The following is a 25,984-nucleotide window of genomic DNA, read 5'->3' on the forward strand; positions in this document are numbered from 1 at the left end:
TCCCAGCTTTTCGATAGCCCGTCGATTGGTACGCTCGCGAGGCTCTTCGCATGAGCATCGACACCCGCACCACCCCGCCGCGGCGGCTCACTGCTCCCGCGCCGCGCGTGCGCCCCGAATACCGGCAACGGATGCGGCTGGCTGACACCCTGCAGGTTCTCTGTACCGTCTCCGTCGCCCTCGTCATCGCCCTGTTCCTGGCCGATGGCGGCGCTGCCCGCTTCGCCACCCCCGCAGACGTGCTCACCTCCCTCGGCGTGCTGGCCGGACTGGTCGGCACAGATCTGCTCCTGATCATGATGCTGCTGGCCGCACGGTTGCCCGCCATCGACCGGGCCTTCGGCCACGACAGCGCCATGGCCCTGCACCAGTCGCTCGGCAAGCCGGCGCTCTCCCTGATCCTCGCGCACGCCGGGCTCCTGATCGTGGGCTACGCGCTGGCCGGCGAGATCAGCGTCGTCGCCGAGGTCTGGCGCATGCTGACCGTGCTGCCGGACATGCTGCTGGCCGTCATCGGCCTCGGACTCCTGGTGCTGGTGGTCGTCAGCTCGATCGTGATCGTTCGGCACCGCCTGCCGTACGAGGTGTGGCACATCGTGCACCTGCTCTCCTACGTGGCCGTGCTGGCGTCGCTGCCGCACCAGCTCACCGTCGGGGCCCTTCTGGTCGCAGGCTCGCCGCAGTGGTTTTACTGGCTGGTCCTGTACGTGGGGGTGGCCGGCTCGATCCTCGTCTTCCGGGTCATCCTGCCGTTCGTCCGCTCGCTGCGGGCCCGGCTGCGGGTGGAGGGCGTCGACCGGGTCGCCGACGGCGTCGTCTCGATCCGTGTGTCCGGCCACCGCCTGGCCCGGCTTCAGGCCGACGCCGGGCAGTTCTTCATCTGGCGGTTCTGGACTCCCGGGCTCTGGTGGCAGGCGCATCCGTTCTCCCTCTCGGCCGCGCCCACCGGCAACTCCCTGCGCATCACGGTGCGCTCCCTTGGCGACGCCTCTGCCGCGCTCGGCGGCCTGCGCCGGGGCACCCGGGTGAGCGTCGAGGGCCCATACGGACTGTTCACCGACCGGGCCAGGACGTCACCGCGGATCGTGCTCGTGGCCGCCGGTATCGGCGTCGCCCCGATCCGCTCCCTGCTGGAGACGGCGAGCTTCCTGCCCGGGCAGGCCACGGTCATCCTGCGCTCCCACACGCTCGCAGACAGCTACCTGGCCGACGAACTCGCCGAGCTGTGCCGGGCGCGGGGTGCGGAGTTCCGCGTCATCGTGGGGAAGAGGCCGCCGGGTGTGGCCAGTTGGCTGCCCGCCGACGCGGTGGCGGGCCCGGTGAACCTGCTGACCCTGGTGCCGCGGCTGCGTGACGCGGACGTGTATGTCTGTGGTCCACGGCGGTGGACCGACGAGGTCGTGCGGGATGCCCGCTCGGCCGGCCTTCCCCCGCGACAGATTCATTTCGAAAGGTTTGACTGGTGAGAATTCGAGCAGCGGCTGCGGCCGCCCTGGCTTCCGTTTCCGTTCTGTCGGTGGGTTGGCTCGTCGGAGCCCCCGCCGTGCAATCCCTGCAGGCCACGCTGACGACGACCCTGACGACGCCGACGTCCAACGAAACGACGGGCGGTGCGACGGGCGATGGCACGGGCGGTGCGACGACCACGATCGACGCGTCGACACCTGTCGACGAGGCGCTCGCGCCCACCGGCGTCACCGGCACGTTCGAGGGCTCAGCCGTGCAGACCCGGTTCGGCCCGATGCAGGTGTCGGTGACCATCGACAACGGCACGATCACCATGGTCACCCCGCTGCAGCTGACCAATGACGACCGGAAGTCGGTCCAGATCAGCAACCGGGCGGCCCCGATCCTGCGGGACGAGGTGCTCGCCGCGCAGTCCGCCAACGTGGCGAACGTCAGCGGCGCGACGTACACGTCCCAGGGGTACCTCCGTTCGCTCCAGGCAGCCCTCGATGCCGCGCAGTTCTAGCGCGGTGGCCGGTCACACGGCGATCACGGCCCTGAGCATGGGGACCGTCATCAGCATCCGTCTCGGTGACGGCGCCGCCCCGCACGACGACGCCCGCCTGGCTGCTGCCCGGACCGCGGTCGTGGAGGTGTTCCGAGGCTGGAACGAACGCTTCAGCCTGCACCGGGAGGGGTCGGAGCTCAGCCGCGTCAACCGCGGCGAGCTGCGGCTCACCCAGGCCGGGCCCGAACTCCGCGACTGCTACGCGCTCGCCCTGGCGTGGCGGGGCCGCACCGACGGACACTTCACCCCGCACCGCGCCGACGGCGCCATCGACCTGTCCGGTATCGTCAAGAGCCTCGCGATTGCGGAGGCCGGGGACCTGCTGAACCGGCTCGGAGCCCGGGACTGGTCGCTCAACGCAGGCGGGGACATCCTCGTCGGCGGTGACCGGGCGTCCGGCCTCGGCTGGTCGGCCGGGATCGTCGACCCTCTGGATCGAGGAACCCTGCTCGCCACGGTGCCGCTGACCCTGCCGGTGCGGGCCGTGGCCACCTCGGGCAGCGCGGAGCGCGGCGACCACATCTGGACCACCGTCGACGGCGGGGTGTCGCCCTACCGCCAGGTCACCGTCTTCGCCCGGGACATCGTGACCGCGGATGTGCTGGCCACGGCCATCGTCGCCGGCGGGCAGGCGGCACTGGACCGCAGCGCGGAGGCATTCCCGATCGATGTGCTGGCGGTGCTGCGCGACGGTTCGCTGCTGGCCACGCCGGGCCTGCGGGCAGCGTCGGGCCTGCGGGCAGCGTCGGCCTGACCGGGCTCGCGGGCAGCGTCGGCCTGACCGGGCTCGCGGGCGCGGGGCCTGTCGCCCTGCCTGGATGCCCTTCCTTGTCGCTTGCGGCTCGGGAGCGTAGCGTTGCCGCCGCGGGGATGCCCAAACGGGGCGGCTCCCATCAAGCTGGAGGTGTCATCATGGCGAGCGACCCGGAGAGACTCTGGCCGCGGCGAGCGGATGCGACGAGCGACGGACTCGACGAAGACCGCGAGATCGATGACATCGAACTGACCCTCGACAAGGATGTGCCGCTCGCCGAGGACGGAGATGCGGTGTGGAAGATCGACGCCGACCAGCGCCCGGTTGAGCTTGACGACGAGGACGACGACCGGGAAACCGAGGAGCCCGGCGAGCCCGGACCCCGGGAGTAGCCGGCCTCGTCAAACCGATTAGTTCTGTCGCTCTCGGAAGATCAGAGCCGACCGCACCGCGCGGACGCCGTTCACCCCCAGAGGAGCGCCGTGCTCGCGGCGAACCAATTCGACGGAGATTCTCCTGAAAAACGGCTTTTCGAGGGTAATCAGGGCCGTTTCGGCCAAAATCTCCGTCGAATTCGTTCAGTCCGGAGTCGCTGAAGCGCCGCGTACTCGAGAGACTCGCCGAGCCGTGAATTCGGCTCCTCAACCCTGTGGCCCGTGGGGAGAGGAGCTCTGCTCACCGTTCGGCGAGCGTACGTGCGTCGGAGCGGCTACGCGACGGCGCGGGTGCGAGCCTGCCGGTGGCGGAGGAGCACCGCGAGCCCGCGCCAGCCGAGCAGGAACACCCCGAGCACGACGGTCGCCACGACGACGAAGCTGAATTCCGTTCCCTGCCCGCTCACGGTGCGCAGCAGCATCCCGACGCCGACGGCGAAGAGCCAGATTCCGGTGCCTGTCCAGACGATCTTTTGCGGGCTGCGCCAGGCGCGCATGATGAGCCAGCCCACGAGGAGACCGCCAAGGAAGGGCAGCCCGGTGATCAGGGTGCCGAGAATATCCTCTTGGTGGCTGGCCCGGCCGATCAGCACGAAGACCAGCACCAGGGCGGCGTCGAGTCCCGCCGCGAGGAGGAGACTGGACCGACTGCTCTGCTGGATTGCCATGCTTCCAGCCTACGGGGGCCCGGAGGGTCAGACCGCGGTGCCGATCCGGTCGCGGTGCCGATCCGGCCGCGGTGCCGATCAGACCGCGGTGCCGAGCAGGGAGCCGATCGCCCAGGTGACTCCGAGCGCGAGCAGGCCGCCGACGAGCACCCGGGAGATCGCGCGGGCTTTCGGACTGCCGCCGAGGTAGGAGCTCAGCCAGCCGGTGATGACCAGGGCGATCGCGACGGCGAGGAAGGTGGCCGGCAGGCGCCACTCCGGCGGCGGCAGCAGCACCGCCAGCAGCGGCAGGCTCGCGCCGACCGTAAACGCGATGGCGGAGGCGTAGGCGGCGTGCCACGGGTTCGACAGCTCGTCGGCGCCGATGTGGAGTTCCACCTCGAGGTGCGCGGCGAGGGCGTCGTGCGCGGTCAGCTCGAGGGCCACCTGCTTCGACGTCCGGGGGGTGAGCCCCTTTGCCTGGTAAAGGTCGGCCAGTTCGGCGAGCTCCTGCTCGGGCATGTTCTCGAGTTCCCAGGTCTCCTTGGCGATCAGGGCGCGCTCGGTGTCGCGCTGGCTGCTCACCGAGACGTACTCGCCCAGGGCCATCGAGATCGCGCCGGCGAGCAGGGCGGCGACGCCCGCGATCAGGATCGCCGAGGCATCCGTGGTCGCCGCCGCGACGCCGACCACCAGGGCCGCAACCGACACGATGCCGTCGTTGGCTCCGAGCACGCCGGCCCGCAGCCAGTTCAGGCGCGAGGCATGGTCGGCGGAGTGGGGATCGACGCCGTGTTCGGGTTCAGTCATGACTGAATCCAAGCAGGCGGATGCGTGCCGCGCCAGCAAGGACTGGCTTGCCTCACGGCGGCAACTTCACGGCGACCGACGTGCGGCGCACGGCGTGTTCGCGATGTCGGCGGGGACCGATAGAGTTTCAAATGGTACGTATGTCTTGATGTCGAGCTATCTGCGGCGCGGGCATCCGTGCCCTTGCCCCTCAAGACCTTGCAGGAACGCTACGACGCGGATTGGAAGAGCAGCGTGGATCTTTACGAATATCAGGCACGAGACCTGTTTGAACAGTATGGAGTCCCGGTTCTGCCGGGCATCATCGCGGACACTCCGGAGGAGGTGCGTGCCGCGGCCGCGAAGTTGGGCGGCGTCGTTGTCGTCAAGGCCCAGGTCAAGGTCGGCGGCCGCGGCAAAGCCGGCGGCGTGAAGGTGGCGAAGACCCCCGACGACGCTGAAGCCGCCGGGCGCGCCATCCTCGGACTCGACATCAAGGGCCACACCGTCAACCGGGTCATGGTGGCCGGCGGAGCCCGCATTGCGCAGGAGTTCTACTTCTCCGTGCTGCTGGACCGCACCAACCGCTCCTACCTCTCGCTCGCGAGCTACGAGGGTGGCGTGGAGATCGAGGTTCTCGCTGTCGAGAAGCCCGAAGCGCTCGCCTACACGGCCATCGACCCGATTGCCGGGATCGACCTGGACACGGCCCGTCAGATCGCGGTCGACGCGAAGTTCCCAGCCGACCTCGTCGACAAGGTCGCACCCGTCTTCGTGCAGCTCTACAACGTATTCACGGGTGAAGACGCGACCCTGGTCGAGGTCAACCCGCTCGTGCTGACCGAAGAGGGCGACGTCATCGCCCTCGACGGCAAGGTCACGATCGACGAAAACGCCGGCTTCCGCCACCCGAGGCACGCCCTCCTCGAGGACGCGGCCGCTGCCGACCCGCTCGAGGCGAAGGCCAAGGAGAACGACCTCAACTACGTCAAGCTCGACGGCGAAGTGGGCATCATCGGCAACGGCGCCGGACTCGTGATGAGCACCCTGGACGTCGTCGCCTACGCCGGCGAAAACCACGGCGGCGTCAAGCCTGCCAACTTCCTCGATATCGGGGGCGGAGCATCCGCCGAGGTCATGGCCGCCGGCCTCGACGTCATCCTCGGTGACCCGCAGGTCAAGGCCGTGTTCGTCAACGTCTTCGGCGGCATCACCGCCTGTGACGCTGTGGCCAAGGGCATCGTGGGCGCGCTCGCCGAACTGGGCAGCGCCGCCAACAAGCCGCTCGTTGTGCGCCTCGACGGCAACAACGTCGAGGAAGGCCGTCGCATCCTCACCGAGGCCAACCACCCGCTCGTCACACTGGCCGCCACCATGGACGAGGGCGCCGCCAAGGCCGCCGAACTCGCCCACGCCGCGAAGTAAGGGATTTTCGAACATGTCAATCTTCCTCAACAAGGAGTCCAAGGTCATCGTGCAGGGCATCACCGGCGGTGAGGGCACCAAGCACACCGCCCTCATGCTGAGGGCCGGCACCCAGGTCGTCGGCGGCGTGAATGCTCGCAAGGCCGGCACCACCGTCGTGCACGGCAGCGTTGAGCTGCCCGTGTTCGGCACGGTTGCCGAGGCGATCGAAAAGACGGGCGCGGATGTCTCCATCGCGTTCGTGCCGCCGGCCTTTACCAAGGACGCCGTCATCGAAGCCATCGACGCCGGCATCCCGCTGCTCGTCATCATCACCGAGGGTGTGCCCGTGCAGGACTCGGCCGAGTTCTGGGCCTACAACAACGCCAAGGGCAACAAGACCCGCATCATCGGTCCGAACTGCCCCGGCATCATCACCCCCGGTGAGGCGCTCGTGGGCATCACGCCGGCGAACATCACCGGCAAGGGCCCGGTCGGCCTCGTCTCCAAGTCGGGCACCCTGACCTACCAGATGATGTACGAACTGCGCGACCTCGGCTTCTCCACCGCCATCGGCATCGGCGGCGATCCCATCATCGGCACAACGCACATCGACGCGCTCGAGGCGTTCGAGGCTGACCCCGAGACGCTCGCCATCGTCATGATCGGAGAGATCGGCGGCGACGCCGAGGAGAAGGCGGCAGAGTACATCAAGGCCCACGTCACCAAGCCCGTTGTCGGCTACGTAGCCGGCTTCACCGCCCCCGAGGGCAAGACCATGGGCCACGCCGGCGCCATCGTCTCCAACGGGGCCGGAACCGCCCAGGGCAAGAAGGAGGCCCTCGAGGCCGCCGGGGTCAAGGTCGGCAAGACGCCGAGCGAGACCGCCACCCTGCTGCGTGAGGTTCTCGCGGCGCTGTAACCGGCATCGCTGCACCGGCACCGAACGACAGGGCCCGCCTCACCAGGCGGGCCCTGACGCGTTGTCGGCCGCGGCCGGCGAGCCTGCCGTGCCTCTGCCTGCCGCCTGCCGTGCCTTTGCCGCCCTGCCTCTGCCGTGCCTCTGCCGTGCCCTGGGCCCGAACGAATTCGACGGAGATTTTGGTCAGAACCGGCCCGAAACATCCGTTTCAGCCTGGATCGAGCAAAATCTCCGTCGAATTCGTCAGCGCGCGGCGGGGGGCAGGGGAGCCGGGGAGGCGGAAACGGTAGGCTCCGATCGGATGAAACGCTTAACGACCGCCCTGCTTGCCGCGCTCGACGCGCTCATTGTCGTAGCCATCGGGGTCGGAATCGCGCTCGTTCCGCTCACGGTTCTGTGGGCCACGCAGTTCGACATGGCCGTCAACTGGCTCGTGTTCTGGCGTGCCGCGGTCGACGTCTGGCTCGTCGGCAACGGCGTCGACCTGGTCGTCCAACTCGACCCGACCCTCGTCGCCGCCCTGAACCTGCCCGGCTCGGACGCCGCGTTCCCGATCACGATCGCACTGCTGGGCTTCGCGCTGATGGCCGTGCTCTTCGGCTTGCGCACCGGCCGCCGGGCGGCGGAAACCCCCTACCGCTGGGTCGGGGTGACGGGCGCCATCGCCGGCTACGCGCTGCTGACCGCTCTGCTCGTGCTGTCGGCCGGCACGGATGCCGTGCGCCCCCAGACGGTACAGGGTCTGGTTCTGCCTCCGCTCATCTTCGCCGCCGGCGTTCTGATCGGCGCCGGCCAGGGTCAGCTGGGCCGCCTGATCGGTAGCATCCCCGGCCTGCCCGGCCGCCTCCCGGGAGTCGTCCGGGGCGCGGGCCGCGGCGCAACCGGCAGCAGTGCCGACAGCGCCGGCAACGTCGCCAGCGTCAGCGGTTCCGGCGCCGGCAGCAGCGCCGGCAAGAGCGTCCACGGCCTCAATGGCACCAGCAACACCAGCAACACCAGCAACACCAGCAGCAACACCAGCAGCACGGGTGCCGCAGCCGGCCTGCTCCCGGTCGCGGTGCGCGCGGGCGCCGCCGCGGCGCTGCGGAGCGGAACGGCCGCGGCCGCCGGTATCCTCTGCGTCTCCGGGATCACCGTTTTCGTGCTGATCCTAACCAGCTACGCCACCATCATCGGACTCTACGAGACCGTGCAGGCCGGCGTCCTGGGCGGCATCGCGCTCACACTCCTGCAGCTTTCGCTGATCCCGAACCTGGTCATCTGGGCCGCGGCCTGGTTTGCCGGACCCGGCATCGCGGTGGGCGTGGGCACCAGCGTGTCCCCGGTCGGCACCTCGCTCGGCGCCGTACCGGGCCTGCCGATCCTCGGCGTGCTGCCGCAGGGCAGCCTGGCGTTCGGGTTCGTCGGCCTGCTCGTGCCGCTGCTGGTCGGTTTCCTCGCCGCCGTCATCCTGAGGCAGCGGGCGACCGCGGATGTCCCTCCTTCCATCTCGGAACGGCTCCTCACGGGCCTCGGCACCGGGTTCGTCGCCGGTGTGCTGCTCGGGCTGCTGGCCTGGTGGTCGGGCGGAGCTCTCGGCCCGGGCCGTCTTGTCGAGGTCGGCCCGAACCCGCTGCTGGTCGGGGCGTTGGTCGCGCTCGAGGTCGGCATCGCGGCCTGCCTCGGTCTCCTGACTCCCGCGCCCCCGGTCGGCGCGAACGGCTCCGGGCGCGGTGCGACGGGCGGAATGCCGGGAACGAAGCCGGGAACGAAGCCGGGCACGAAGCCGGGCACGAAGCCGGGCACAAAGCCGGCAACCGCGTCACGTGCCGCGCGCAGTGGGACTAGCGGGGTCGGTCGTCTCCTCGGCCGGCTGCGCGCCGCGCTCCCTCGCCGGTAGGCTTCTCCCGTGCTGAACTTGGTCGTATTGATCTCCGGCGGGGGATCCAACCTTCGCTCCCTGCTCGAGGCCTGCCGCGACGCCGAATACCCGGCCCGCGTGGTGGCCATCGGCTCCGACAGGGACGCCGACGGGCTCGTGCTCGGCGAGGAATACGGCATCTCCACTTTCACGGTGCCGTACACGTCGCATCCGTCCCGGGAGGCCTGGGGCGACGAGCTCCTCGCGCAGATCCAGCAGTGGGATGCCGACCTCATCGTGCTCAGCGGCTTCATGCGCCTGCTGCCGCCCCGGGTGGTGGCGGCGCTGACCCCGAACCTGCTCAACACACATCCGGCCTACCTGCCCGAATTTCCCGGGGCGCACGGGGTGCGTGACGCGCTCGCCGCCGGGGTCGCCGAAAGCGGCGCCAGCCTGATCGTGGTCGACACCGGCGTCGACGACGGACCGATCATCGCGCAGGAACGGGTGCCGGTGCTGCACGGTGACACCCAGGCATCCCTGCACGACCGCATCAAAGTCGTCGAGCGTCGCCTGCTGGTGCAGGCCGTGCTCGATATCGCCAACGGACACGTCGATCTCAAGGAGCATCCCCACATATGAGCGGTCCCACTAACGCCCCGAGCCTGTACCGCCACCGCGACGTCGTGCCCGTGCAGCGCGCCCTCATCTCGGTGAGCGACAAGACCGGTCTGGTCGAACTGGCCGCAGCTCTCGCGGCGACCGGCGTCGAAATCGTGTCGACCGGTTCGACGGCGGCCTTCATCCGCGCCGCCGGCCACGACGTGACGGATGTCTCCGCCGTCACCGGCTTCCCCGAATCCCTCGACGGCCGGGTCAAGACCCTGCACCCGGGAGTGCACGCCGGTATCCTCGCCGACCTGCGCCTCGAGGCGCACGAGGCGCAGCTCGCCGACCTCGGCATCGCCGCATTCCAGCTTGTCGTCGTGAACCTGTACCCGTTTGTCGAGACTGCCCTGTCGGGTGCGGTCCCGGCCGACGTGATCGAGCAGATCGACATCGGCGGCCCTGCCCTCGTGCGCGCCGCGGCCAAGAACCACGCCAACGTCGCCATCGTGGTGGACCCCGACAACTACGACGAGATCATCGCAGCCGTCGAGGCCGGCGGCACCCCGCTGACGCTGCGCCAGAAGCTGGCCTCGCTCGCCTTCGAGCACACCGCCGGCTACGACCTGAGCGTCTCCGCCTGGTTCACGGAGAACGTCTACGACCAGTGGCAGGACGACGCCGCGGCCCTCAACGAGGAGATCTTCGAGGAGTTCGACGCCGTGATCGGCGAGGCCCTATCCGAGGAGATGCCGTTCCCCGAGACCCTCGTCATCGAGGCCACCCGCAGTGCGGTGCTCCGCTACGGCGAGAACTCGCACCAGGCCGCGGCCCTCTACCTCGGCGAGGGCGGCCAGGGCATCGCGCAGGCCGTGCAGCGCCACGGCAAGGAGATGTCGTACAACAATTACGTCGACGCGGATGCCGCAGTGCGCGCCGCCTACGACTTCGTCGCACCGGCCGTCGCCATCATCAAGCACGCCAACCCCTGCGGCATCGCCGTCGCCAACCCCAAGGCGCCCGACGCGATCGCCTCCGCGCACCACCGCGCGCACGACTGTGACCCGATCTCCGCGTTCGGCGGCGTCATCGCGGCCAACCGCACGGTCACCCTCGGCATGGCCGAGACCGTCAGTCAGATCTTCACTGAGGTGCTCGTCGCCCCGGGTTTCGAGCCGGCCGCGTTCGAGCTGCTCAGCGCCAAGAAGAACATCCGCCTGCTCGAGCTTCCGGTTGACTACCACCGATCCTCGCTCGAACTGCGCCAGATCTCTGGCGGCCTGCTCGTGCAGGAGTCCGACACGTTCGACAACCTCGACTCGTCGACCTGGACCCTCGCGGCCGGCGACGAGGTCGACGCGGCCACCCGGGCGGACCTCGAGTTTGCGTGGAAGGCCTGCCGCTCCGTGAAGTCGAACGCCATCCTGCTGGCGCGCGGCGGGGCATCCGTGGGCGTCGGAATGGGCCAGGTCAACCGGGTCGACTCCTGCCACCTCGCGGTGCTGCGGGCCGGCGACCGGGCGGCCGGCTCGGTCGCGGCCTCGGACGCGTTCTTTCCGTTCGCGGACGGCCTGCAGGTGTTGCTCGACGCGGGCGTCACCGCCGTTGTGCAGCCCGGCGGCTCCGTGCGCGACGCCGAGGTCATCCAGGCGGCCGCGGATGCCGGCGTCAGCATGTACTTCACCGGGGAGCGCCACTTCTTCCACTAGGCGTTCATCGGGGCAGCCCCGGTGCGGCCACGGAATCTGGCACGATTGAAGGAACCGTGGCTTCGCCAGACCCGTCCCGGCAGGAAGGAACGCCGTGCCAGACCTCGAGGGATTCATCCAGACCGGCTACCTCGTCGCCCTGGCGGTCGCGGTCGTGGCCGCGGTGGCGATCACGGCGATCATCGCCTTGGTCTTCCGGGTGGTGGGCCGCAAGGAAGCCTGGGCGCGCACGCTGGTCGGCCTGGTCAGGGTGCCGTTCCGGTTGATGCTGCTGGTGGGCGCGATCTGGACCGTTCACACGCTGTTCCTGCAGACCTCCGAGGGGATCGAACGACTGGTCGACTTCTTCTTCCGGGCCCTCTTCATCGCCGCGTCCACCTGGCTGGTCTGCGCGCTGCTCTACTTCTTCGAGGAGGTGGCGGCCGCCCGCTACCGCATCGACGTGCGCGACAACCGCGTCGCGAGAAGGGTGCGTACCCAGCTGCGGATGCTGCGGCGCATCGGCGTCGCCGTGATCGTCATCTGCGCGATCGGGGCCGTGCTGCTCAGCATCCCCGGCGCCGCGACCCTGGGCGCGAGTCTGTTCGCCTCAGCCGGTCTGCTCAGCGTCGTGGCCGGCCTGGCCGCGCAGTCCACTCTCGCGAACGTGTTCGCCGGCATCCAGCTGGCCTTCAACAACGCCCTGCGGGTCGACGACGTGGTCATCGTCGAGACCGAGTGGGGCAAGATCGAGGAGATCACCCTCACCTACGTGGTCGTGCACATCTGGGACGACCGCCGCATGGTGCTGCCGTCGACCTACTTCACCACCAACCCGTTCCAGAACTGGACCCGGCACAACAGCGAGTTGCTCGGCGCGGTCGAGTTCGACCTCGACTGGCGTGTCGACCCAGCCGGCATGCGCGTGGAACTCGACCGCATCGTCGCGCAGACCGAGCTCTGGGACGGCCGCGTGGTCGTGCTCCAGGTGACGGATGCCGTGGGCGGCTTCGTGCGCGTGCGCGTGCTGGTCTCCGCCGCCGACGCTCCCACCCTGTTCGACCTCCGCTGCCTCGTGCGCGAGAACCTGATCGACTGGCTCAACACGCACAACCCCGAGGCACTGCCGGTGGGACGGATGGAACTGCGGCGGGAACCCCCGCGTGCGGAGGTTCCCGCGCGCGCCGCGCCGTCGGCCCACCCCGTCACCGCGCCCATCGGGCTGTTCTCCGGCGACGAGAACGCCAAGGCGCGGGCGGCCGAGTTCACCGCGACCATCCCCGTGCAGGAGGGTCCGGCCGAGAAGCGCTGACGCGCCGCCGGTCACGACGCGCAGTCGGGGAGTCGCGCGGCTATTCTGATGCAGTCGACGCGTCACGATCGCGGCGGCACAGCCAGCCCACAAGGCCGACCAGCGAGGAGAACCACCCCATGACGCTCACGCACCCCACCACCTCGCTGGATGCCCTGATCGGCCTCCCATTCACGCACGAGCGCGTGTTGATCACCACCGGCATCCGTTCGGGCCTCGTGATCACCGTGGCCGTGCACTCCACCCGGCTCGGCCAGGCCCTCGGCGGCGCCCGCCTGTGGCAGTACGAGAACTGGACGGATGCCGTCGCCGACGCCCTGCGCCTGTCCGCGGCCATGACGCTGAAGAACGCGGCCGCCGGGCTGAACCTGGGCGGCGGCAAGTCCGTGATCCACGTGCCGCTCGGTACCGAGTTGAGCGAGGCGGAGCGGCGTGACGTCATGCTCGACCTCGGCGACGCCATCGAGAGTCTGGACGGCGCGTACATGACGGCCGAGGACGTCGGCACGAACGCCGAGTCGATGGCCATCGTGAAGGAACGCACAGACCACGTCTGCGGTCTCCCGGCCGCCAGCGGCGGCGTGGGCGAACCGGCCGACGCGACCGCGGCCGGCGTCTATGCCAGCGTGCTCGCCACCCTCGACGCCCTGTTCGGCAGCCGCGAGGTGTCCGGCCGGCACATCGTCATCTCCGGCCTCGGCCAGGTCGGTGGCCGCCTTGCCGGCGAGCTCGCCGCCGCCGGGGCCCGCCTCACGGTCAGCGACGTCAACCTCGGCAAGCAGCAGTTCGCCGCCGGTCTCGGCGCGACCTGGGTCCCCGTCGACGAGGTGCACCACGTGCCGGCCGACCTGTTCGTGCCCTGCGGGCTCGGCGGGGTGCTCACCGCCCGGGTGATCGGTGAACTCAACGTGCTCGGGGTGGTCGGGGCCGCCAACAACCAGCTCGCCCAGCCGGAGGGTGCCGCCCAGCTGGACGCGCGGGGCATCCTCTGGGCACCCGACTTCGTCGTGAACGCCGGCGGCGTCATCTACCTGGCCCTGGCCTCGGAGCCGAACGCCGACCGGGCCGTCGTGACCGAGCGGGTCGCCGCGATCGGCGATGTCGTCGCGCAGATCTTCACGGATGCCCGCGAGCAAGGCATCACAACGCTCGCCGCCGCAGAGCGCCTCGCTGCCGCGCGGCTGGAGGCCGCCCGCCCGCGGTAGCCGCCCCGGGCAGCTCCCCGGTCGCTTCGCTGGCGGTGCGCGCGTGCTGCGCCGCTCCGCGCACGGCACGCCACGCGCGGAGCGGCGCATGACCGGCGCGCCGAATCCGAGCCACCCATCTCCGACTTCGAGAAGCTCGAGGGCTGCGATACCTGCCTGAGCGTACGGGTGCGCTGAATCCCGATCCCCGAATTCGGCGCTTGCGCCCGAGGCCCCGGAACCGTAGTCTGAAAAGCTGCCTGATCAGGGGGGCACAGCTCAGACACCACGCGCTCAGGAGGCCGACATGACCAAGACAGCATCGTTCACCATCGCAACGTCTGCGAACGACGGCGCGCGCTTTGGCGCAGCCACCTCGTTCCCGCGCGCCGCTTAGCCGGCCCCCTCCCGCGATCTCCCGCCCCGCCTCGGGCCTGACTCCGGGCCGCTGACACCCAGCGACCGGCTCCGCCCCGCAGGCCGGCAGCCATGCTGCTTCCCGGAAGCTACGGCTTCCACCCCCGCCGGCCGACGTGCTCGTTGTCGGCCTCCCGGCGCCGCGCGCCGCCGTTCACCGGAACCAGACTCGTTCAGGACTCACTCGTGACCACGCTCACCGACCACAGCCATCCGCCCGACCCCGACCCCGCAGCGGGAACCGACCCCGTTGACCTGCCCCGGAGGAACACACTCCAGGTGCTGCTGCGCCTCTACCCCTTCGCCCGGCCGGCCCTGCCGCGGCTGGCCCTCGGCATGCTCGCCGCCCTGCTGGCGGCGCTCGTGGCGCTCGCCATCCCGCAGGTGCTGCAGCGCCTCGTCGACGGTGCCCTGACTCAGCAGGACGCCGCCCAGATCTGGCCGGCCGTCATCGTGGTACTCGCCCTCGGCGTGATCGAGGCGGTGCTGATCGCACTGCGCCGCTGGTTCGTTCTCGGCCCCGGCACCCACATCGAGGCCCGGATGCGCAACGCGCTCTACGCCCGGCTGCAGGACCTCCCGGTCACATTCCACGACAAGTGGCCGAGCGGCCAACTGCTCTCCCGCGCCGTCAGCGACCTCAACCTGATCCGCCGCTGGATCTCGTTCGGGCTCGTGCTGCTCATCGTGAACGTCGTCACCGTTGTGATCGGCGCCGCCATCCTGGTGTCGATGAACTGGATCCTCGGCCTCATCTTCCTCGTCTGCTCCGTGCCGTTGTGGATCGTCGGCTACCTGTTCGAGGAGAAATACTCCGTCGTTGCGCGGCGCAGCCAGGACCAGGCCGGCGACCTCGCGACGGCCGTCGAAGAGTCGGTGCATGGCATCCGGGTACTCAAGGCCTTCGGGCGAGGCAAGTTCGCGTTGAAGAACTTCTCCGACCAGGCCGAGAGCCTGCGCGGCACCGAGATCGAGAAGGCGCGCGCCATCGCCGGCATCTGGCTGTGGCTGCTGATGATCCCGGATGTGGCCTTCGCCCTTTGCCTCGTCGCCGGTGTCTGGCTGGCTGGCCAGGGCGAGTTCAGCGTGGGCGGGCTCGTGGCCTTCTTCGCCACGGCCACCGTGCTGCGCTGGCCGATCGAGTCGGTCGGGTTCCTGCTGTCGATGACCTTCGATGCCCGCACCGCGACCGACCGGTTCTTCGACGTGCTCGACGCGCCGAACGCGATCACGGACCCCGAGCATCCCGTCACCGTCGACCGGCCCCGCGGCCGCCTCGCGTTCGAGAACGTGCACTTCCGCTACCCCGACTCGCCGAGCCGCTTCCCGGACCTGCTCGACGGCGTGGACCTGGTGCTCGAACCGGGGGAGACCATGGCTCTCGTCGGTCTGACCGGCTCCGGCAAGTCCACCCTGACGGCGCTCACCACCCGCCTCTACGACGTGACGGAGGGGGCGGTGACCCTCGACGGGGTCGACGTGCGCTCCCTCGGCCGCGAGGAACTGCGTCGCCACCTGTCGATGGCGTTCGAGGATGCGACGCTGTTCTCGGCATCCGTGCGCGACAACGTGCTGCTCGGCCGTCCGGAGTGGGCCGAGCGCTCGTCCGAAGCGGATGCCGCACTCGAGGAGGCGCTCATGGTCGCCCAGGCCGGCTTCGCCCACGACCTCCCGGAGGGCGTGGACACGCTCGTCGGAGAGGAAGGGATGAGCCTCTCCGGCGGCCAGCGGCAGCGGATCGCGCTCGCGCGAGCGGTGGCGGCGAAACCCGCCGTGCTCGTGCTCGACGACCCGTTGTCGGCGCTCGACGTGAACACCGAGTCCCTTGTCGAAGCCGCGCTGCGCGAGGTGCTCTCCGCGACCACGGCGCTGATCGTGGCGCACCGGCCGTCCACCGTGATGCTCGCCGACAGGGTGGCGCTGCTCCAGAACGGGCGTGTCACCGCGATCGGACGGCACTCCGATTTACTCCGCGAGAGCGAACACTACAAGTTCGTCATCTCGAGCCTGGAAGACGAAGAACGACGAGAGTCCGCACGAGAGGAGGCGGCGCGATGAGCGTCACCGGTGTCGAGGGCGAAGACCGCAGCAACTTCACCGCCGCGGAGAGCAAGCAGATCCGGGGCCGGTCGCTGCGTCTGCTCGGGTCGCTGCTGAACCCGGTGCGCTTTTCGGTCCTCGCGGCAATGCTGATCGTGGTCGTGTCCACGGCCGCGCAGGTGGCCGGCCCGGCCCTGATCGCGTTCGGGATCGACCGCGGTCTGCCCGCGCTGATGGAGCAGGACTGGGTGCCGCTGGCCGCCACGGGGGTGGTCTACCTAGCCACGGGCGTGGTCGGGGCCATCCTGATCGCCTGGTACACGATCATGTCGGCGCGGATCAGCCAGGCCGTGCTGATCGACCTGCGCAAGAGGGTCTTCCTGCACACGCAGCGGCTGAGCCTCGAATTCCACGAGTCGTACACCTCGGGGCGCATCATCTCCCGGCAGACCAGCGACCTCGACGCCATCCGGGAACTGCTGGACTCGGGCATCAACCAGCTCGTGCAGGGGCTGCTGTACATGGTGTTCACCGCGATCGCACTGTTCCTGCTCGACGGGACGAGCGGGCTCGTCCTGCTCGCGTCGATCGTGCCGTTGGCGCTGCTCACCCGCTGGTTCCAGGTGCGCTCGCAAACGCTCTTCCGCCGGTCGAGAACGGCGTCGGCGAGCCTGATCGTGCAGTTCGTGGAGACCATGACCGGCATCCGTGCGGTCAAAGCCTTCCGGGCGGAAAAACGCAACGAGAAGGTGTTCGGCGAACTGGTCGAGGACTACCGCAGGGTGAATGAGCGGGTCATCCAGCTGTTCGGCATTTTCGATCCGGGTCTCGTGTTGATCGGGAACGTGGCCGTCGCGGTCGTGCTCCTGGTCGGCGGGTTCCGCGTCGTCGACGGCCAGCTCTATATCGGCGCGCTGCTCGCGGCCCTGCTCTACACCCGCCGGTTCTTCGACCCGATGGAGGAGATGGCGATGTTCTACAACTCCTACCAGTCGGCCGCCGCGGCGCTGGAGAAGATCTCCGGGGTGCTTGAGGAGCATCCCGGTGTGCCGGACCCGGTGACGCCGGTCGACCTCTGGGCGGCAAAGGGTGCGGTCTCGTTCGAGAACGTGCAATTCGAATACCAGAGCGACCGGGTCATCCTGCCGCAGTTCGACCTGACGATCCCGGCCGGGCAGACCATCGCCCTGGTTGGGTCGACCGGGGCCGGCAAGTCCACCCTGGCCAAGCTGATGGCGCGTTTCTACGACCCGTCGGAGGGTCAGGTGACCCTCGACGGCGTCGACCTGCGCGACCTGCACCCCAAGGACCTGCGCCGAGCGATCGTCATGGTCACCCAGGAGGCCTACCTGTTCAGCGGTTCGGTCGCCGACAACATTTCGATCGGCAAACCGGATGCGACGCCCGCCGAGATCGTGGCGGCGGCGCAAGCGGTCGGCGCGCACGACTTCATCGCGGGGCTGCCGAACGGGTACGACACCGACGTGAACAAGCGCGGCGGGCGCGTCTCCGCCGGGCAGAGGCAGCTGATCTCGTTCGCTCGGGCGTTCCTGGCCGACCCGGCGGTGCTCATCCTCGACGAGGCCACCTCGAGTCTGGACATCCCGAGCGAACGTCTTGTGCAGCAGGCGCTGCAGACACTGCTCGGGGGACGCACCGCCGTGATCATCGCGCATCGCCTGTCGACCGTGGCGATCGCCGACCGGGTGCTCGTGATGGAGCACGGATGCATCGTCGAAGACGGCACGCCCGACCAGCTGATCGCCGGCACCGGCCGGTTCGCGCAGCTGCACGCCGCCTGGCGCGACTCGCTGGTGTGATCGGCGACGCGACTCGCGGCGCGAGCGGTTAGGCGAACCCCCAGGCCTTCTCCTCGTCGCTCGAGTCGTCGGAGAGCGGCGTGCCCGTCAGGGGGCGGTTGGAGGCGACTGGTCCGAGCGGGTGGTAGCTGGGATCCCGCGGGATCGCGGGCGATTCCTTGAGTTCGACGAAGATCGCGTGCGTCGGCGTGCGGCCGATGTTCACGCCGGCGTGCTCCTGGGCCGGCAGCCAGCGGGTCTCGCCGGCGGGCAGCTCGACGTCGATTTCGCGGCCCTCCGATGACAGGCGCCGGGCGTAGGCGCTGAGCGTGATCATGACGCTGTCGGGATGCTCGTGGGGATTGGTCTCATCGCCGGGAGCGTCGAGGAACTCGAGCACGCGAACGCGGTCGTTCTCAAGCAGTACTCGGTAGGCGCCCGGGTCGGTGACGACGGGATCGAGGGCGGTGTGTGCGGCTGTGCTTTCGCTGTCCATGAAAAACGGTAGCATCCGGCGCAGCCTCGAACCAAGCATTGCGGGCAACCCCGGGCGGTGATCGCTATGCGGGCCTCCAGCGCGCCGCCGCGTAGTCGATGCGGTAGCCGTATGCCCCGGGCTTCAACGGGGTGCCCTCCGCGGTGTAGTGGGGGAGCGCGCGCTCCTCGTGCCCGATCGGCGGGCGTCCGCCGGCCCGGATCACACGCCACCAGGGCAGCGCGGCGCCGTGGCGCGCCATGATCTGCCCGACCAGGCGGGCTCCACGGGAGCCGAGCACGGCCGCGACGTCACCGTAGGTCATCACGCGACCGGCCGGGATCGACTCCACGATTCCGAGAACGTGCGTGACGAAGGCAGGTTCCCGGGTGCCGGCATCCGTCATCGGCTGCGAGTCAGAGCTGCAATGCGCCGATGGTCTCGCCGTAGTCGGTTTGGCCGATGTCGCTGAAGCCGAGGCGGTGGAAGAACGACTCCGGCCCCTCTTCGCCGGGTTCCCAGATCACGGTGATGTGGTCGAAGCCGCGCTTGCGGGCCTCGGCGGCGAGTGCGTCTGCGGCGAACTTGCCGACACCCTTGCCCTGGGCCTCCGCGTCCACGTTGATGCGCCAGATGCAGGCACGGAATTCTTCGTGCGGTGAGTCGGGGTCAAAGTTTCCGTGGATGAAGCCGGCAACCTCGCCGTCCAGCAGAACGACGCGCTGCCAGGCGGTAGCAGGGTTGATGACGGACGCCGCGACCGCGTAGGAGACGGGGGCGATGAACTGCTCCTGGCCCGGTTTCAGACTCAGGCTGTTCGCCGCGACGATGTTGCGCGCGGACAGTTCTTCCAGTCGTAGTTCACCCATGCGAACAGGCTAACGTGCACCGGAGCCGGCCGGTAGTCGGGTTTTCGGACGACAGGGCGTGGGGGTGGCCCATCCGGAAGATCCGGAAACTGTCTCGATGTCAAGATAGTTACGTCGCTCCACTAGAATCGGTGTGGCTATTCTTGCCCCCCGATATTCTGAGGAGATTTCCATTGGCGAAGATCAAGGTTGAAGGCACTGTCGTCGAGCTCGACGGGGACGAGATGACCCGCATCATCTGGCACGCGATCAAGGAGACCTTGATCCACCCGTACCTCGACATCGACCTCGAGTATTACGACCTGTCGATCCAGAAGCGCGACGAGACCGACGACCAGATCACGATCGACTCGGCCCGCGCCATCCAGAAGCACGGCGTCGGCGTCAAGTGCGCGACCATCACGCCCGACGAGGCGCGCGTCGAGGAATTCGGCCTGAAGAAGATGTGGGCGTCGCCCAACGGCACCATCCGCAACATCCTCGGCGGCACCATCTTCCGCGAACCCATCATCATCTCGAACATCCCGCGCCTCGTGCCGGGCTGGAATAAGCCGATCATCATCGGCCGCCACGCGTTCGGCGACCAGTACAAGGCCACCAACTTCCGCTTCGAGGGCGAGGGCACGCTCAGCATGACCTTCACCCCGAAGGACGGCTCGGCCCCGCAAGAGTTCGAGGTATTCCAGGCCCCCGGCAGCGGCGTCGCGATGGGGATGTACAACCTCGACGACTCCATCCGCGACTTCGCCCGCGCGTCGTTGAACTACGGCCTCGAGCGCAAGTACCCGGTCTACCTGTCGACGAAGAACACGATCCTCAAGGCTTATGACGGCCGCTTCAAGGACATCTTCCAGGAGATCTTCGACGCCGAGTTCAAGGCCCGCTACGACGCGGCCGGCCTCAGCTACGAGCACCGCCTGATCGACGACATGGTCGCCTCTGCCATGAAGTGGGAGGGCGGTTACGTCTGGGCCTGCAAGAACTACGACGGCGACGTGCAGTCGGACACCGTCGCGCAGGGCTTCGGCTCGCTCGGCCTGATGACCAGCGTGCTCTCAACGCCGGACGGCAAGGTCGTCGAGGCCGAGGCCGCGCACGGCACCGTGACGCGCCACTACCGCCAGCACCAGCAGGGCAAGGCCACCTCGACCAACCCGATCGCCTCGATCTATGCTTGGACCCGCGGCCTCGCGCACCGCGCCAAGCTTGACGGCAACCCGGCGCTCGCCGAGTTCGCCAACACGCTCGAAGACGTGGTCATCAAGACCGTCGAGAGCGGTAAGATGACCAAGGACCTCGCGCTTCTCGTGGGCCCGGAGCAGGCCTTCCAGACGACCGAGGAGTTCCTCGCGGCCATCGCGGAGAACCTCCAGGCCCGCATGGCCTAACCCGCAGCGACAGGGTGGCAGTCTCACCCGCGGGGTGAGGCTGCCGCCCTTTTTTGGGCGTTTTCCCGGGTTTTCCCGGCCCTGAGGGGAGGCTTTCCTTGCTGGCGGAGGCCGGCGAGTGAGGCAAGAATATGACCATGTCGTCTCTGGTCGCCGCCGTTCGTCGTTACCCTCTCGTCGCAACGACCGTGCTGCTCGGGCTCATCGGCGCGGTGCTCGCCCTGGGCGGTCAGACGGATGCCGTGCGCTGGCTGTTCAGTGGATTCGGCCTGCTGGTCGCGGGTTACGAAACGATCGGCATGGTACGACGGCTGCTGCGCGGCACCCTCGGTGTCGACGTGCTCGCGATCACGGCCATCGTCGCCACGGTGCTGGTGGGCGAATACGTGGCCACCCTGATCATCGTGCTGATGCTCACCGGAGGCGCGGCCCTCGAAGACTTCGCCGTGAACCGGGCCAAGCGCGAGCTCGACGCCCTGCTCCGGCGGGCCCCGCAGATCGCGCACCGGCTCGGCGCCGGCACCGATACCGATACCGACACCGGAAACGGCGAGGTCGAGGACGTGCCGGCCACCGACGTGCGGCCGGGCAACCTGCTTCTCGTTCGCCCCGCCGAGATCGTGCCGGTCGACGGCGCTCTGGTCTCCGTCAGCGCAGTCTTCGACGAGTCCTCGCTCACTGGGGAGAGCCTCCCGGTCGAGCGCGAAGCCGGCGACGCCGTGCTCAGCGGGTCGATCAACGGCCAGGCTGCCGCCACCATCCGAGCCACCGCGACCGCCGCGGACAGCCAGTACCAGCAGATCATCGCGCTGGTCGAAGAGGCATCGGCCAGCAAGGCCCCCGTGGTGCGCCTGGCGGACCGCTACGCCGTGCCGTTCACTGCGGTCTCGCTCTCGATCGGCGCCCTGGCCTGGATCGTCAGCGGCGACCCGGCCCGGTTTGCCGAGGTGCTGGTGGTGGCGACCCCCTGCCCACTCCTGATCTCCGCACCGGTCGCCTTCATGGGCGGCATGAGCCGGGCCGCCCGCAACGGCATCATCGTCAAGGGCGGTGGGGTGCTCGAAATGCTCTCCCGGGCCAAAACCGTGGTCTTCGACAAGACCGGCACGCTCACCCACGGCAGCCCCACCATCGCCCGCGTGCTTCCCGAGCCCGGCTTCGACGAGGACGAGTTGCTCGCACTCGCCGCGTCCGCGGAGCAGTACTCGTCGCACGTGCTCGCGGCATCCGTGATCGCGGCGGCCCGGACCCGCGGGCTGGAGCTGATCGGGTCGGAGACCGCGAACGAGGTTCCCGCGCACGGCGTCGTGGCCCGGCTGGGCGCCCGCGAGGTCACCGTGGGCAAGCTGTCGTTCATCCGGGAACGGGCGACGGATGCCGTGGCCGCCCCGATCGAGGGCGGCGAACTGGCCATCTACATCGCCGTCGACGGGCGCTTCGCCGGCAGCATCGTCGCCAGCGACACGCTGCGGGAGAACGCACCGCAGACTCTGGCGGATCTGCGGGCGCTCGGCCTGCGGGACACCGTGATGCTCACCGGCGACGCTCGGCCCACCGCCGAGCACATCGCGGCGCTGGTGGGGATCGAGCAGGTGCAGGCGGACTGCCTGCCCGCCGACAAGGTCAACGCCGTGCGTGGCCTGGCCCACCGCCCGGTGATCATGGTCGGCGACGGGGTGAACGACGCGCCCGTGCTGGCCGTCGCCGACGTCGGTATCGCCATGGGAGCCCGCGGGGCCACGGCCGCGAGCGAATCGGCCGACGTCGTCATCCTGATCGACGATCTGACTCGCGCCGCCCGCGCGGTCGCGATCGGCCAGGACACCATCCGGATCGCGCTGCAGAGCATCTGGCTCGGCATCGCTCTGAGCCTCGGCCTGATGGTCCTGGCCGCGTTCGGCTTCATTCCCGCCACTGCGGGGGCGCTATTGCAGGAATTCGTCGACCTGGCCACGATCCTGAACGCGTTGCGGGCGATCGGCGGTCGCCGGGACGCCTCGGTGCAGGCTCAGATCGCCGCTCGCAAGCCGGCGGCGGCCGGCGCGCTGAGTCGCTGAGTCGCGTCACCCTATTGTGCTGGATGCCCCCAGTTCAGGTGTCAACGCGTGCAAGTTGCACAGTCTGAGGTCGAATTCAGCTAGCTTCAAGTTCATGTCCCTCCGTTGGGGGTCAACCTTTCGTCGTTGAACGGATTGGATGATGCACGTGAACTCACGAAATCGGCATTTCTCACCCTGGGACCTCGACCCCCGGCCGCCGCGCGCACTGTGCCGGGCCACCGCGGTGGCCCTGACCGTCGGGCTGGTGGCTACCGCGGCCCTCGTCGGCGGCACCGTCGCAGCCGGCGCCGCACCGCAGCAGGCTCCGCGGTTGGCCATCGAAAAACCGGCCACCGCCTTCGAGGCCGGCCGCTACGTCGTCACGCTGGCCGCCAGCGCGGTCGCCGCCTACTCCGGCGGCGTCGCCGGTTTCGACGCCACCAAGCCGGCCCCAGGCCGGCAGCTCGACGCGAGCTCGAAGAACGCGACCGCTTACGCCGCGCACCTCGCAACCGAGCAGAGAAGGGTCGCCGCGACCGCCGGGGTGAGCGTCAGCGTCTCCTACACGACCGCACTCAACGGATTCGCCGCCGAACTCACCACGGCCCAGGCCGCCGCGCTCTCCGCGAACCGAGAGGTTCTCGCCGTCGAGAAGGACGCGATCCGCCGGGTCACGGCGCAGTCCTCGACCGACTTCCTCGGGCTTGGTGACGCCGCCGGCGCCGGCGGCGTCTGGGACGCGGTCGGCGGCGTTGACGCGGCCGGCACCGGCGTCGTCGTCGGTATCATCGACACCGGCATCGCCCCGGAGAACGGGTCCTTCGCCGGCGGCCCCCTCGGCACCGACTCCGGCGACGCTCCGTTTCGCACGGCCGACGGCGGCATCCGCTTCGGCAAGTCCGACGGCGGCACCTTCACCGGCGCCTGCGTCGTGGGTGTGCAGTTCACCGCGGACGACTGCAGCACCAAAATCGTCGGTGCCCGGTACTACGTCGACGGGTTCGGCGCCTCCCGGATCGGTGCCGAAAGCGTCGGCGAGTACCTTTCGCCGCGCGACGGCGACGGCCACGGCTCACACACCGGCGGCACCGCAGCCGGCAACCACGCCGTCGCCGCGTCGGTCGGTGGCATCGACTTCGGCACCATCTCGGGCGTTGCGCCCGCGGCGAAGATCGCCGCGTACAAGGTCTGCTGGTCCGGCCCCGACCCGGTCAGCCAGGACGACGACGGATGCGCCACCAGCGACCTCCTCTCGGCGATCGACCAGGCCACGGCCGACGGTGTCGACGTGATCAACTTCTCGATCGGCGGCGGTGCGGCCCAGACCACGGTCTCCGCCACCGACGTCGCCTTCCTGGGCGCGGCATCCGCCGGCATCTTCGTGGCGGCGTCGGCCGGTAACGCCGGTCCCGACGCCTCCACGCTCGATAACGCATCGCCGTGGATCACCACCGTGGCGGCCAGCACCATTCCGAGCTACGAGGCCACCGCCACCCTCGGCAGCGGCCCTGCCTATGGCGGCGGCTCGATCACGGTCCCCGCCGTCGGCGTGACCGGTGCGCTGGTGCGCGGTGACCTCGTCGCCGCCCGGCGCGGAACAGACCCCTTGCTCTGCGGGCCGAACTCGCTCGACCCGGCCAAGGTGACCGGCACGATCGTGTTCTGTCAGCGCGGCGTCTATGACCGGGTCGCCAAGTCCGTCGAGGTGAAGCGCGCCGGGGGTATCGGCATGGTGCTGGTGAACAAGACGGCCAGCTCGCTCGACCTCGACCAGCACGCGGTGCCGACGGTGCACCTCAACGCCGAAGCGTTCGCCACGGCCTTCGCTTACGCAGGCACCGCCGGGGCGACCGTGACCCTCACGCCGGGCAACGCGCTCGGGACCACTCCGCCCACCCCGCAGGTCGCCGGGTTCTCCTCGCGCGGACCGGTACTTGCCGACGGCAGTGACATCATCAAGCCGGACGTCTCGGCGCCCGGGGTTGCGATTCTCGCCGGCGGTGCCAACGCCGCGGGCGCGGCAGGCACGTACCAGTTCCTGTCCGGAACGTCGATGTCGTCGCCGCACGTGGCGGGCCTTGCCGCCCTCTACCTGGGCCAGACGCCGAGCGCGAGCCCGGCCGAGGTGAAATCGGCCTTCATGACCACCGCCTACGACACGGTCGCCGGCTCCGGCGCTGCCGTGACTGACCCGTTTCTGCAGGGCGCCGGCCACGTCGACCCGACGAAGTTCTTCACGCCGGGACTCGTCTACCTGAACGGGGAGAGCGACTGGATGTCCTACATCAAGGGCGCCGGCTACACCGGGGGCGGCCTGGACGCCGTCACCGCGGTCGACCCGTCGAACCTCAACCTGGCCTCGATCGGCATCGGTTCGCTCACCCGGCCGGAGGCGATCACCCGCACGGTGACGTCGACCCAGGCGGGCACCTTCGACGCCTCGGTGTCCGGCCTCGCCGGCATCGACGTGACGATCGAGCCGTCCACGCTGACCTTCGGCGCGGCAGGGGAGACTCAGTCCTACACGGCGACGTTCTCCCGAACGGATGCGCCCGTCGACACGTTCGCGACCGGCTCGCTCAGCTGGACCAGCGGCGCGACCGTCGTGCACAGCCCGGTGGCGGTCAAGCCCGTCACCCTCGAGTCGCCGATCACCGCCGACGGAACCGGTCTGGCCGGCTCCGTCGGCATCCGCGTGACGCCCGGCACGACCGCCGACATCCCCCTGGCGACCGACGGCCTCGCGGCCGGCGTGCTGCTCAGGGAGAAGAAGGGCGGCCCGGGCAAGGCCTACACCGGAACGGGGCTCCCCGGAACGGAGATCGTCTTCACCGTGCAGGTTCCGGCGGGAACGGTGTTGCAGCGCTTCGACCTTGATTCACTGACCGACGCCGCCGACCTTGACCTGGTGGTCAACCGGTTGAGCGGCAAGGGCGGCACGCCGATCGAAGGCTGGCAGTCGGCCACGGCGGCGACGGACGAACACGTCGACCTGCTGAACCCGACGGCCGGGTACTACCAGGTTGTCGCGTCGGTCTTCAGTGGCACCGACCGGTACGACCTGACCACCTTCACGGTCGCGCCGGGTGCCGGCGCCGGAGCGTTCACCGTTGCCCCGAACCCTCTCCCGGGAGTGCAGGGCGTTGAAGCGACCTACACGGCCTCGTGGAGTGGTCTGGCCGCGGGCACGGATTACCTCGGGCTGGTGCGCTACGGCGACACTGGCTTCTCGACGGTCGTGGCGGTGGAGAACTAGCGGCCGCCAGGTTCGTCAGCGAGGTCGGACTAGCTGTTGTTCCCACACAGGTTGTGAGCGTGGCGTGAGCTAAAAAAGTGAGGACCTCCGGTATCGATTGGGTTACC

General features: G+C 69.4%; 21 protein-coding genes. 16 read left to right on the top strand and 5 right to left on the bottom strand.

All coding sequences use genetic code 11. From position 1 onward, the window contains the following. The first annotated feature begins 50 nt into the window (after positions 1-50). From CXY81_RS03710 to CXY81_RS03725, 4 genes are all read left to right on the top strand, one after another. Positions 51-1,466 (top strand): ferric reductase-like transmembrane domain-containing protein, encoded by a 1,416-nt coding sequence (locus tag CXY81_RS03710; RefSeq protein WP_233193966.1) that lies wholly within the window; start codon positions 51-53, stop codon positions 1,464-1,466. Beyond that, complete coding sequence (locus CXY81_RS16590) at positions 1,463-1,972, top strand: FMN-binding protein (protein WP_166786582.1); 510 nt, start codon at positions 1,463-1,465, stop codon at positions 1,970-1,972. Before CXY81_RS03710 ends, CXY81_RS16590 begins: the two co-directional genes overlap by 4 nt. Continuing rightward, positions 1,956-2,768, top strand: coding sequence for an FAD:protein FMN transferase (locus CXY81_RS03720; protein WP_233193967.1), 813 nt, complete (start codon positions 1,956-1,958; stop codon positions 2,766-2,768). Before CXY81_RS16590 ends, CXY81_RS03720 begins: the two co-directional genes overlap by 17 nt. A gap of 158 nt (positions 2,769-2,926) precedes the next feature. Next, a complete protein-coding gene (locus CXY81_RS03725; protein ID WP_104194015.1) occupies positions 2,927-3,160 on the top strand; it encodes a hypothetical protein in 234 nt (77 codons plus the stop codon). 317 nt (positions 3,161-3,477) lie between these two features. Here CXY81_RS03725 and CXY81_RS03730 read toward each other — a convergent pair whose 3' ends face one another. Further along, complete coding sequence (locus CXY81_RS03730) at positions 3,478-3,870, bottom strand: DUF3054 domain-containing protein (protein ID WP_104194016.1); 393 nt, start codon at positions 3,868-3,870, stop codon at positions 3,478-3,480. A 78-nt stretch (positions 3,871-3,948) separates the two neighbouring features. Further along, positions 3,949-4,659: a VIT family protein gene (locus CXY81_RS03735; RefSeq protein ID WP_104171802.1), complete on the bottom strand. Its 711-nt coding sequence runs from the start codon at positions 4,657-4,659 to the stop codon at positions 3,949-3,951. Between the two features lie 234 nt (positions 4,660-4,893). On the opposite strand from CXY81_RS03735, the gene sucC reads away from it, so the two are divergent. The 9 genes from sucC to CXY81_RS03780 all read left to right on the top strand — a co-directional run bounded on the left by sucC (position 4,894) and on the right by CXY81_RS03780 (position 17,871). Continuing rightward, on the top strand, positions 4,894-6,063 hold the full coding sequence (sucC, locus tag CXY81_RS03740; RefSeq protein ID WP_104194029.1) for an ADP-forming succinate--CoA ligase subunit beta: 1,170 nt from the start codon (positions 4,894-4,896) through the stop codon (positions 6,061-6,063). A gap of 13 nt (positions 6,064-6,076) precedes the next feature. Next, complete coding sequence (gene sucD / locus CXY81_RS03745) at positions 6,077-6,964, top strand: succinate--CoA ligase subunit alpha (protein WP_104171803.1); 888 nt, start codon at positions 6,077-6,079, stop codon at positions 6,962-6,964. A gap of 301 nt (positions 6,965-7,265) precedes the next feature. Next, complete coding sequence (locus tag CXY81_RS03750; protein WP_199182947.1) at positions 7,266-8,843, top strand: DUF6350 family protein; 1,578 nt, start codon at positions 7,266-7,268, stop codon at positions 8,841-8,843. A gap of 9 nt (positions 8,844-8,852) precedes the next feature. Beyond that, a complete protein-coding gene (gene purN / locus CXY81_RS03755) occupies positions 8,853-9,446 on the top strand; it encodes a phosphoribosylglycinamide formyltransferase (protein WP_104194017.1) in 594 nt (197 codons plus the stop codon). Further along, positions 9,443-11,119: a bifunctional phosphoribosylaminoimidazolecarboxamide formyltransferase/IMP cyclohydrolase gene (purH, locus tag CXY81_RS03760; protein WP_104194018.1), complete on the top strand. Its 1,677-nt coding sequence runs from the start codon at positions 9,443-9,445 to the stop codon at positions 11,117-11,119. The genes purN and purH overlap by 4 nt, the downstream gene beginning before the upstream one ends. Before the next feature lie 94 nt (positions 11,120-11,213). After that, positions 11,214-12,410 (top strand): mechanosensitive ion channel family protein, encoded by a 1,197-nt coding sequence (locus CXY81_RS03765; protein ID WP_104194019.1) that lies wholly within the window; start codon positions 11,214-11,216, stop codon positions 12,408-12,410. A gap of 119 nt (positions 12,411-12,529) precedes the next feature. Next, a complete protein-coding gene (locus tag CXY81_RS03770; protein ID WP_104194020.1) occupies positions 12,530-13,615 on the top strand; it encodes a Glu/Leu/Phe/Val dehydrogenase family protein in 1,086 nt (361 codons plus the stop codon). A 732-nt stretch (positions 13,616-14,347) separates the two neighbouring features. Continuing rightward, the gene (locus tag CXY81_RS03775) at positions 14,348-16,069 is read left to right on the top strand and encodes an ABC transporter ATP-binding protein (protein WP_134542861.1); all 1,722 of its coding nucleotides are present in this window, start codon (positions 14,348-14,350) and stop codon (positions 16,067-16,069) included. Beyond that, positions 16,066-17,871, top strand: coding sequence for an ABC transporter ATP-binding protein (locus tag CXY81_RS03780; RefSeq protein ID WP_104194022.1), 1,806 nt, complete (start codon positions 16,066-16,068; stop codon positions 17,869-17,871). The genes CXY81_RS03775 and CXY81_RS03780 overlap by 4 nt, the downstream gene beginning before the upstream one ends. A 28-nt stretch (positions 17,872-17,899) precedes the next feature. Here the strand turns inward: CXY81_RS03780 and CXY81_RS03785 are convergent, their stop codons facing one another. The 3 genes from CXY81_RS03785 to CXY81_RS03795 all read right to left on the bottom strand — a co-directional run bounded on the left by CXY81_RS03785 (position 17,900) and on the right by CXY81_RS03795 (position 19,194). Then, complete coding sequence (locus tag CXY81_RS03785) at positions 17,900-18,346, bottom strand: cupin domain-containing protein (RefSeq protein WP_198411461.1); 447 nt, start codon at positions 18,344-18,346, stop codon at positions 17,900-17,902. A gap of 64 nt (positions 18,347-18,410) precedes the next feature. Beyond that, positions 18,411-18,731 carry an MGMT family protein gene (locus CXY81_RS03790; protein ID WP_104171810.1) on the bottom strand — a complete coding sequence of 107 codons (321 nt, stop codon included), beginning with the start codon at positions 18,729-18,731 and terminating at the stop codon, positions 18,411-18,413. Positions 18,732-18,741: 10 nt separating this feature from the next. Further along, complete coding sequence (locus tag CXY81_RS03795) at positions 18,742-19,194, bottom strand: GNAT family N-acetyltransferase (RefSeq protein WP_104171811.1); 453 nt, start codon at positions 19,192-19,194, stop codon at positions 18,742-18,744. A gap of 173 nt (positions 19,195-19,367) precedes the next feature. Between CXY81_RS03795 and CXY81_RS03800 the strand changes: the two genes are divergently transcribed. The 3 genes from CXY81_RS03800 to CXY81_RS03810 all read left to right on the top strand — a co-directional run bounded on the left by CXY81_RS03800 (position 19,368) and on the right by CXY81_RS03810 (position 25,877). Beyond that, complete coding sequence (locus tag CXY81_RS03800) at positions 19,368-20,582, top strand: NADP-dependent isocitrate dehydrogenase (RefSeq protein WP_104100190.1); 1,215 nt, start codon at positions 19,368-19,370, stop codon at positions 20,580-20,582. A 137-nt stretch (positions 20,583-20,719) separates the two neighbouring features. Further along, on the top strand, positions 20,720-22,639 hold the full coding sequence (locus tag CXY81_RS03805) for a heavy metal translocating P-type ATPase (RefSeq protein WP_104194030.1): 1,920 nt from the start codon (positions 20,720-20,722) through the stop codon (positions 22,637-22,639). 148 nt (positions 22,640-22,787) lie between these two features. Continuing rightward, positions 22,788-25,877 (top strand): S8 family peptidase, encoded by a 3,090-nt coding sequence (locus tag CXY81_RS03810; RefSeq protein ID WP_233193968.1) that lies wholly within the window; start codon positions 22,788-22,790, stop codon positions 25,875-25,877. The last annotated feature ends 107 nt before the right edge of the window (positions 25,878-25,984 follow it).

Origin of the sequence: Cryobacterium sp. M25, assembly GCF_002929635.1 — a bacterium.
In the GTDB taxonomy this organism is placed as follows: Bacteria; Actinomycetota; Actinomycetes; order Actinomycetales; family Microbacteriaceae; genus Cryobacterium; species Cryobacterium sandaracinum.

Excerpts from the sequence above, each read along its gene's own strand:
- CXY81_RS03725 (WP_104194015.1), top strand. The coding sequence starts at position 2,927 with ATGGCGAGCGACCCGGAGAGACTCTGGCCGCGGCGAGCGGATGCGACG.
- CXY81_RS03805 (WP_104194030.1), top strand. The coding sequence starts at position 20,720 with ATGTCGTCTCTGGTCGCCGCCGTTCGTCGTTACCCTCTCGTCGCAACG.
- CXY81_RS03785 (WP_198411461.1), bottom strand. The coding sequence starts at position 18,346 with ATGGACAGCGAAAGCACAGCCGCACACACCGCCCTCGATCCCGTCGTC.
- CXY81_RS03730 (WP_104194016.1), bottom strand. The coding sequence starts at position 3,870 with ATGGCAATCCAGCAGAGCAGTCGGTCCAGTCTCCTCCTCGCGGCGGGA.
- CXY81_RS03735 (WP_104171802.1), bottom strand. The coding sequence starts at position 4,659 with ATGACTGAACCCGAACACGGCGTCGATCCCCACTCCGCCGACCATGCC.
- CXY81_RS03795 (WP_104171811.1), bottom strand. The coding sequence starts at position 19,194 with ATGGGTGAACTACGACTGGAAGAACTGTCCGCGCGCAACATCGTCGCG.
- CXY81_RS03720 (WP_233193967.1), top strand. The coding sequence starts at position 1,956 with ATGCCGCGCAGTTCTAGCGCGGTGGCCGGTCACACGGCGATCACGGCC.
- CXY81_RS03780 (WP_104194022.1), top strand. The coding sequence starts at position 16,066 with ATGAGCGTCACCGGTGTCGAGGGCGAAGACCGCAGCAACTTCACCGCC.
- CXY81_RS03790 (WP_104171810.1), bottom strand. The coding sequence starts at position 18,731 with ATGACGGATGCCGGCACCCGGGAACCTGCCTTCGTCACGCACGTTCTC.
- CXY81_RS03710 (WP_233193966.1), top strand. The coding sequence starts at position 51 with ATGAGCATCGACACCCGCACCACCCCGCCGCGGCGGCTCACTGCTCCC.
- sucD (WP_104171803.1), top strand. The coding sequence starts at position 6,077 with ATGTCAATCTTCCTCAACAAGGAGTCCAAGGTCATCGTGCAGGGCATC.
- purH (WP_104194018.1), top strand. The coding sequence starts at position 9,443 with ATGAGCGGTCCCACTAACGCCCCGAGCCTGTACCGCCACCGCGACGTC.
- CXY81_RS03770 (WP_104194020.1), top strand. The coding sequence starts at position 12,530 with ATGACGCTCACGCACCCCACCACCTCGCTGGATGCCCTGATCGGCCTC.
- CXY81_RS03775 (WP_134542861.1), top strand. The coding sequence starts at position 14,348 with ATGCTCGCCGCCCTGCTGGCGGCGCTCGTGGCGCTCGCCATCCCGCAG.
- CXY81_RS03750 (WP_199182947.1), top strand. The coding sequence starts at position 7,266 with ATGAAACGCTTAACGACCGCCCTGCTTGCCGCGCTCGACGCGCTCATT.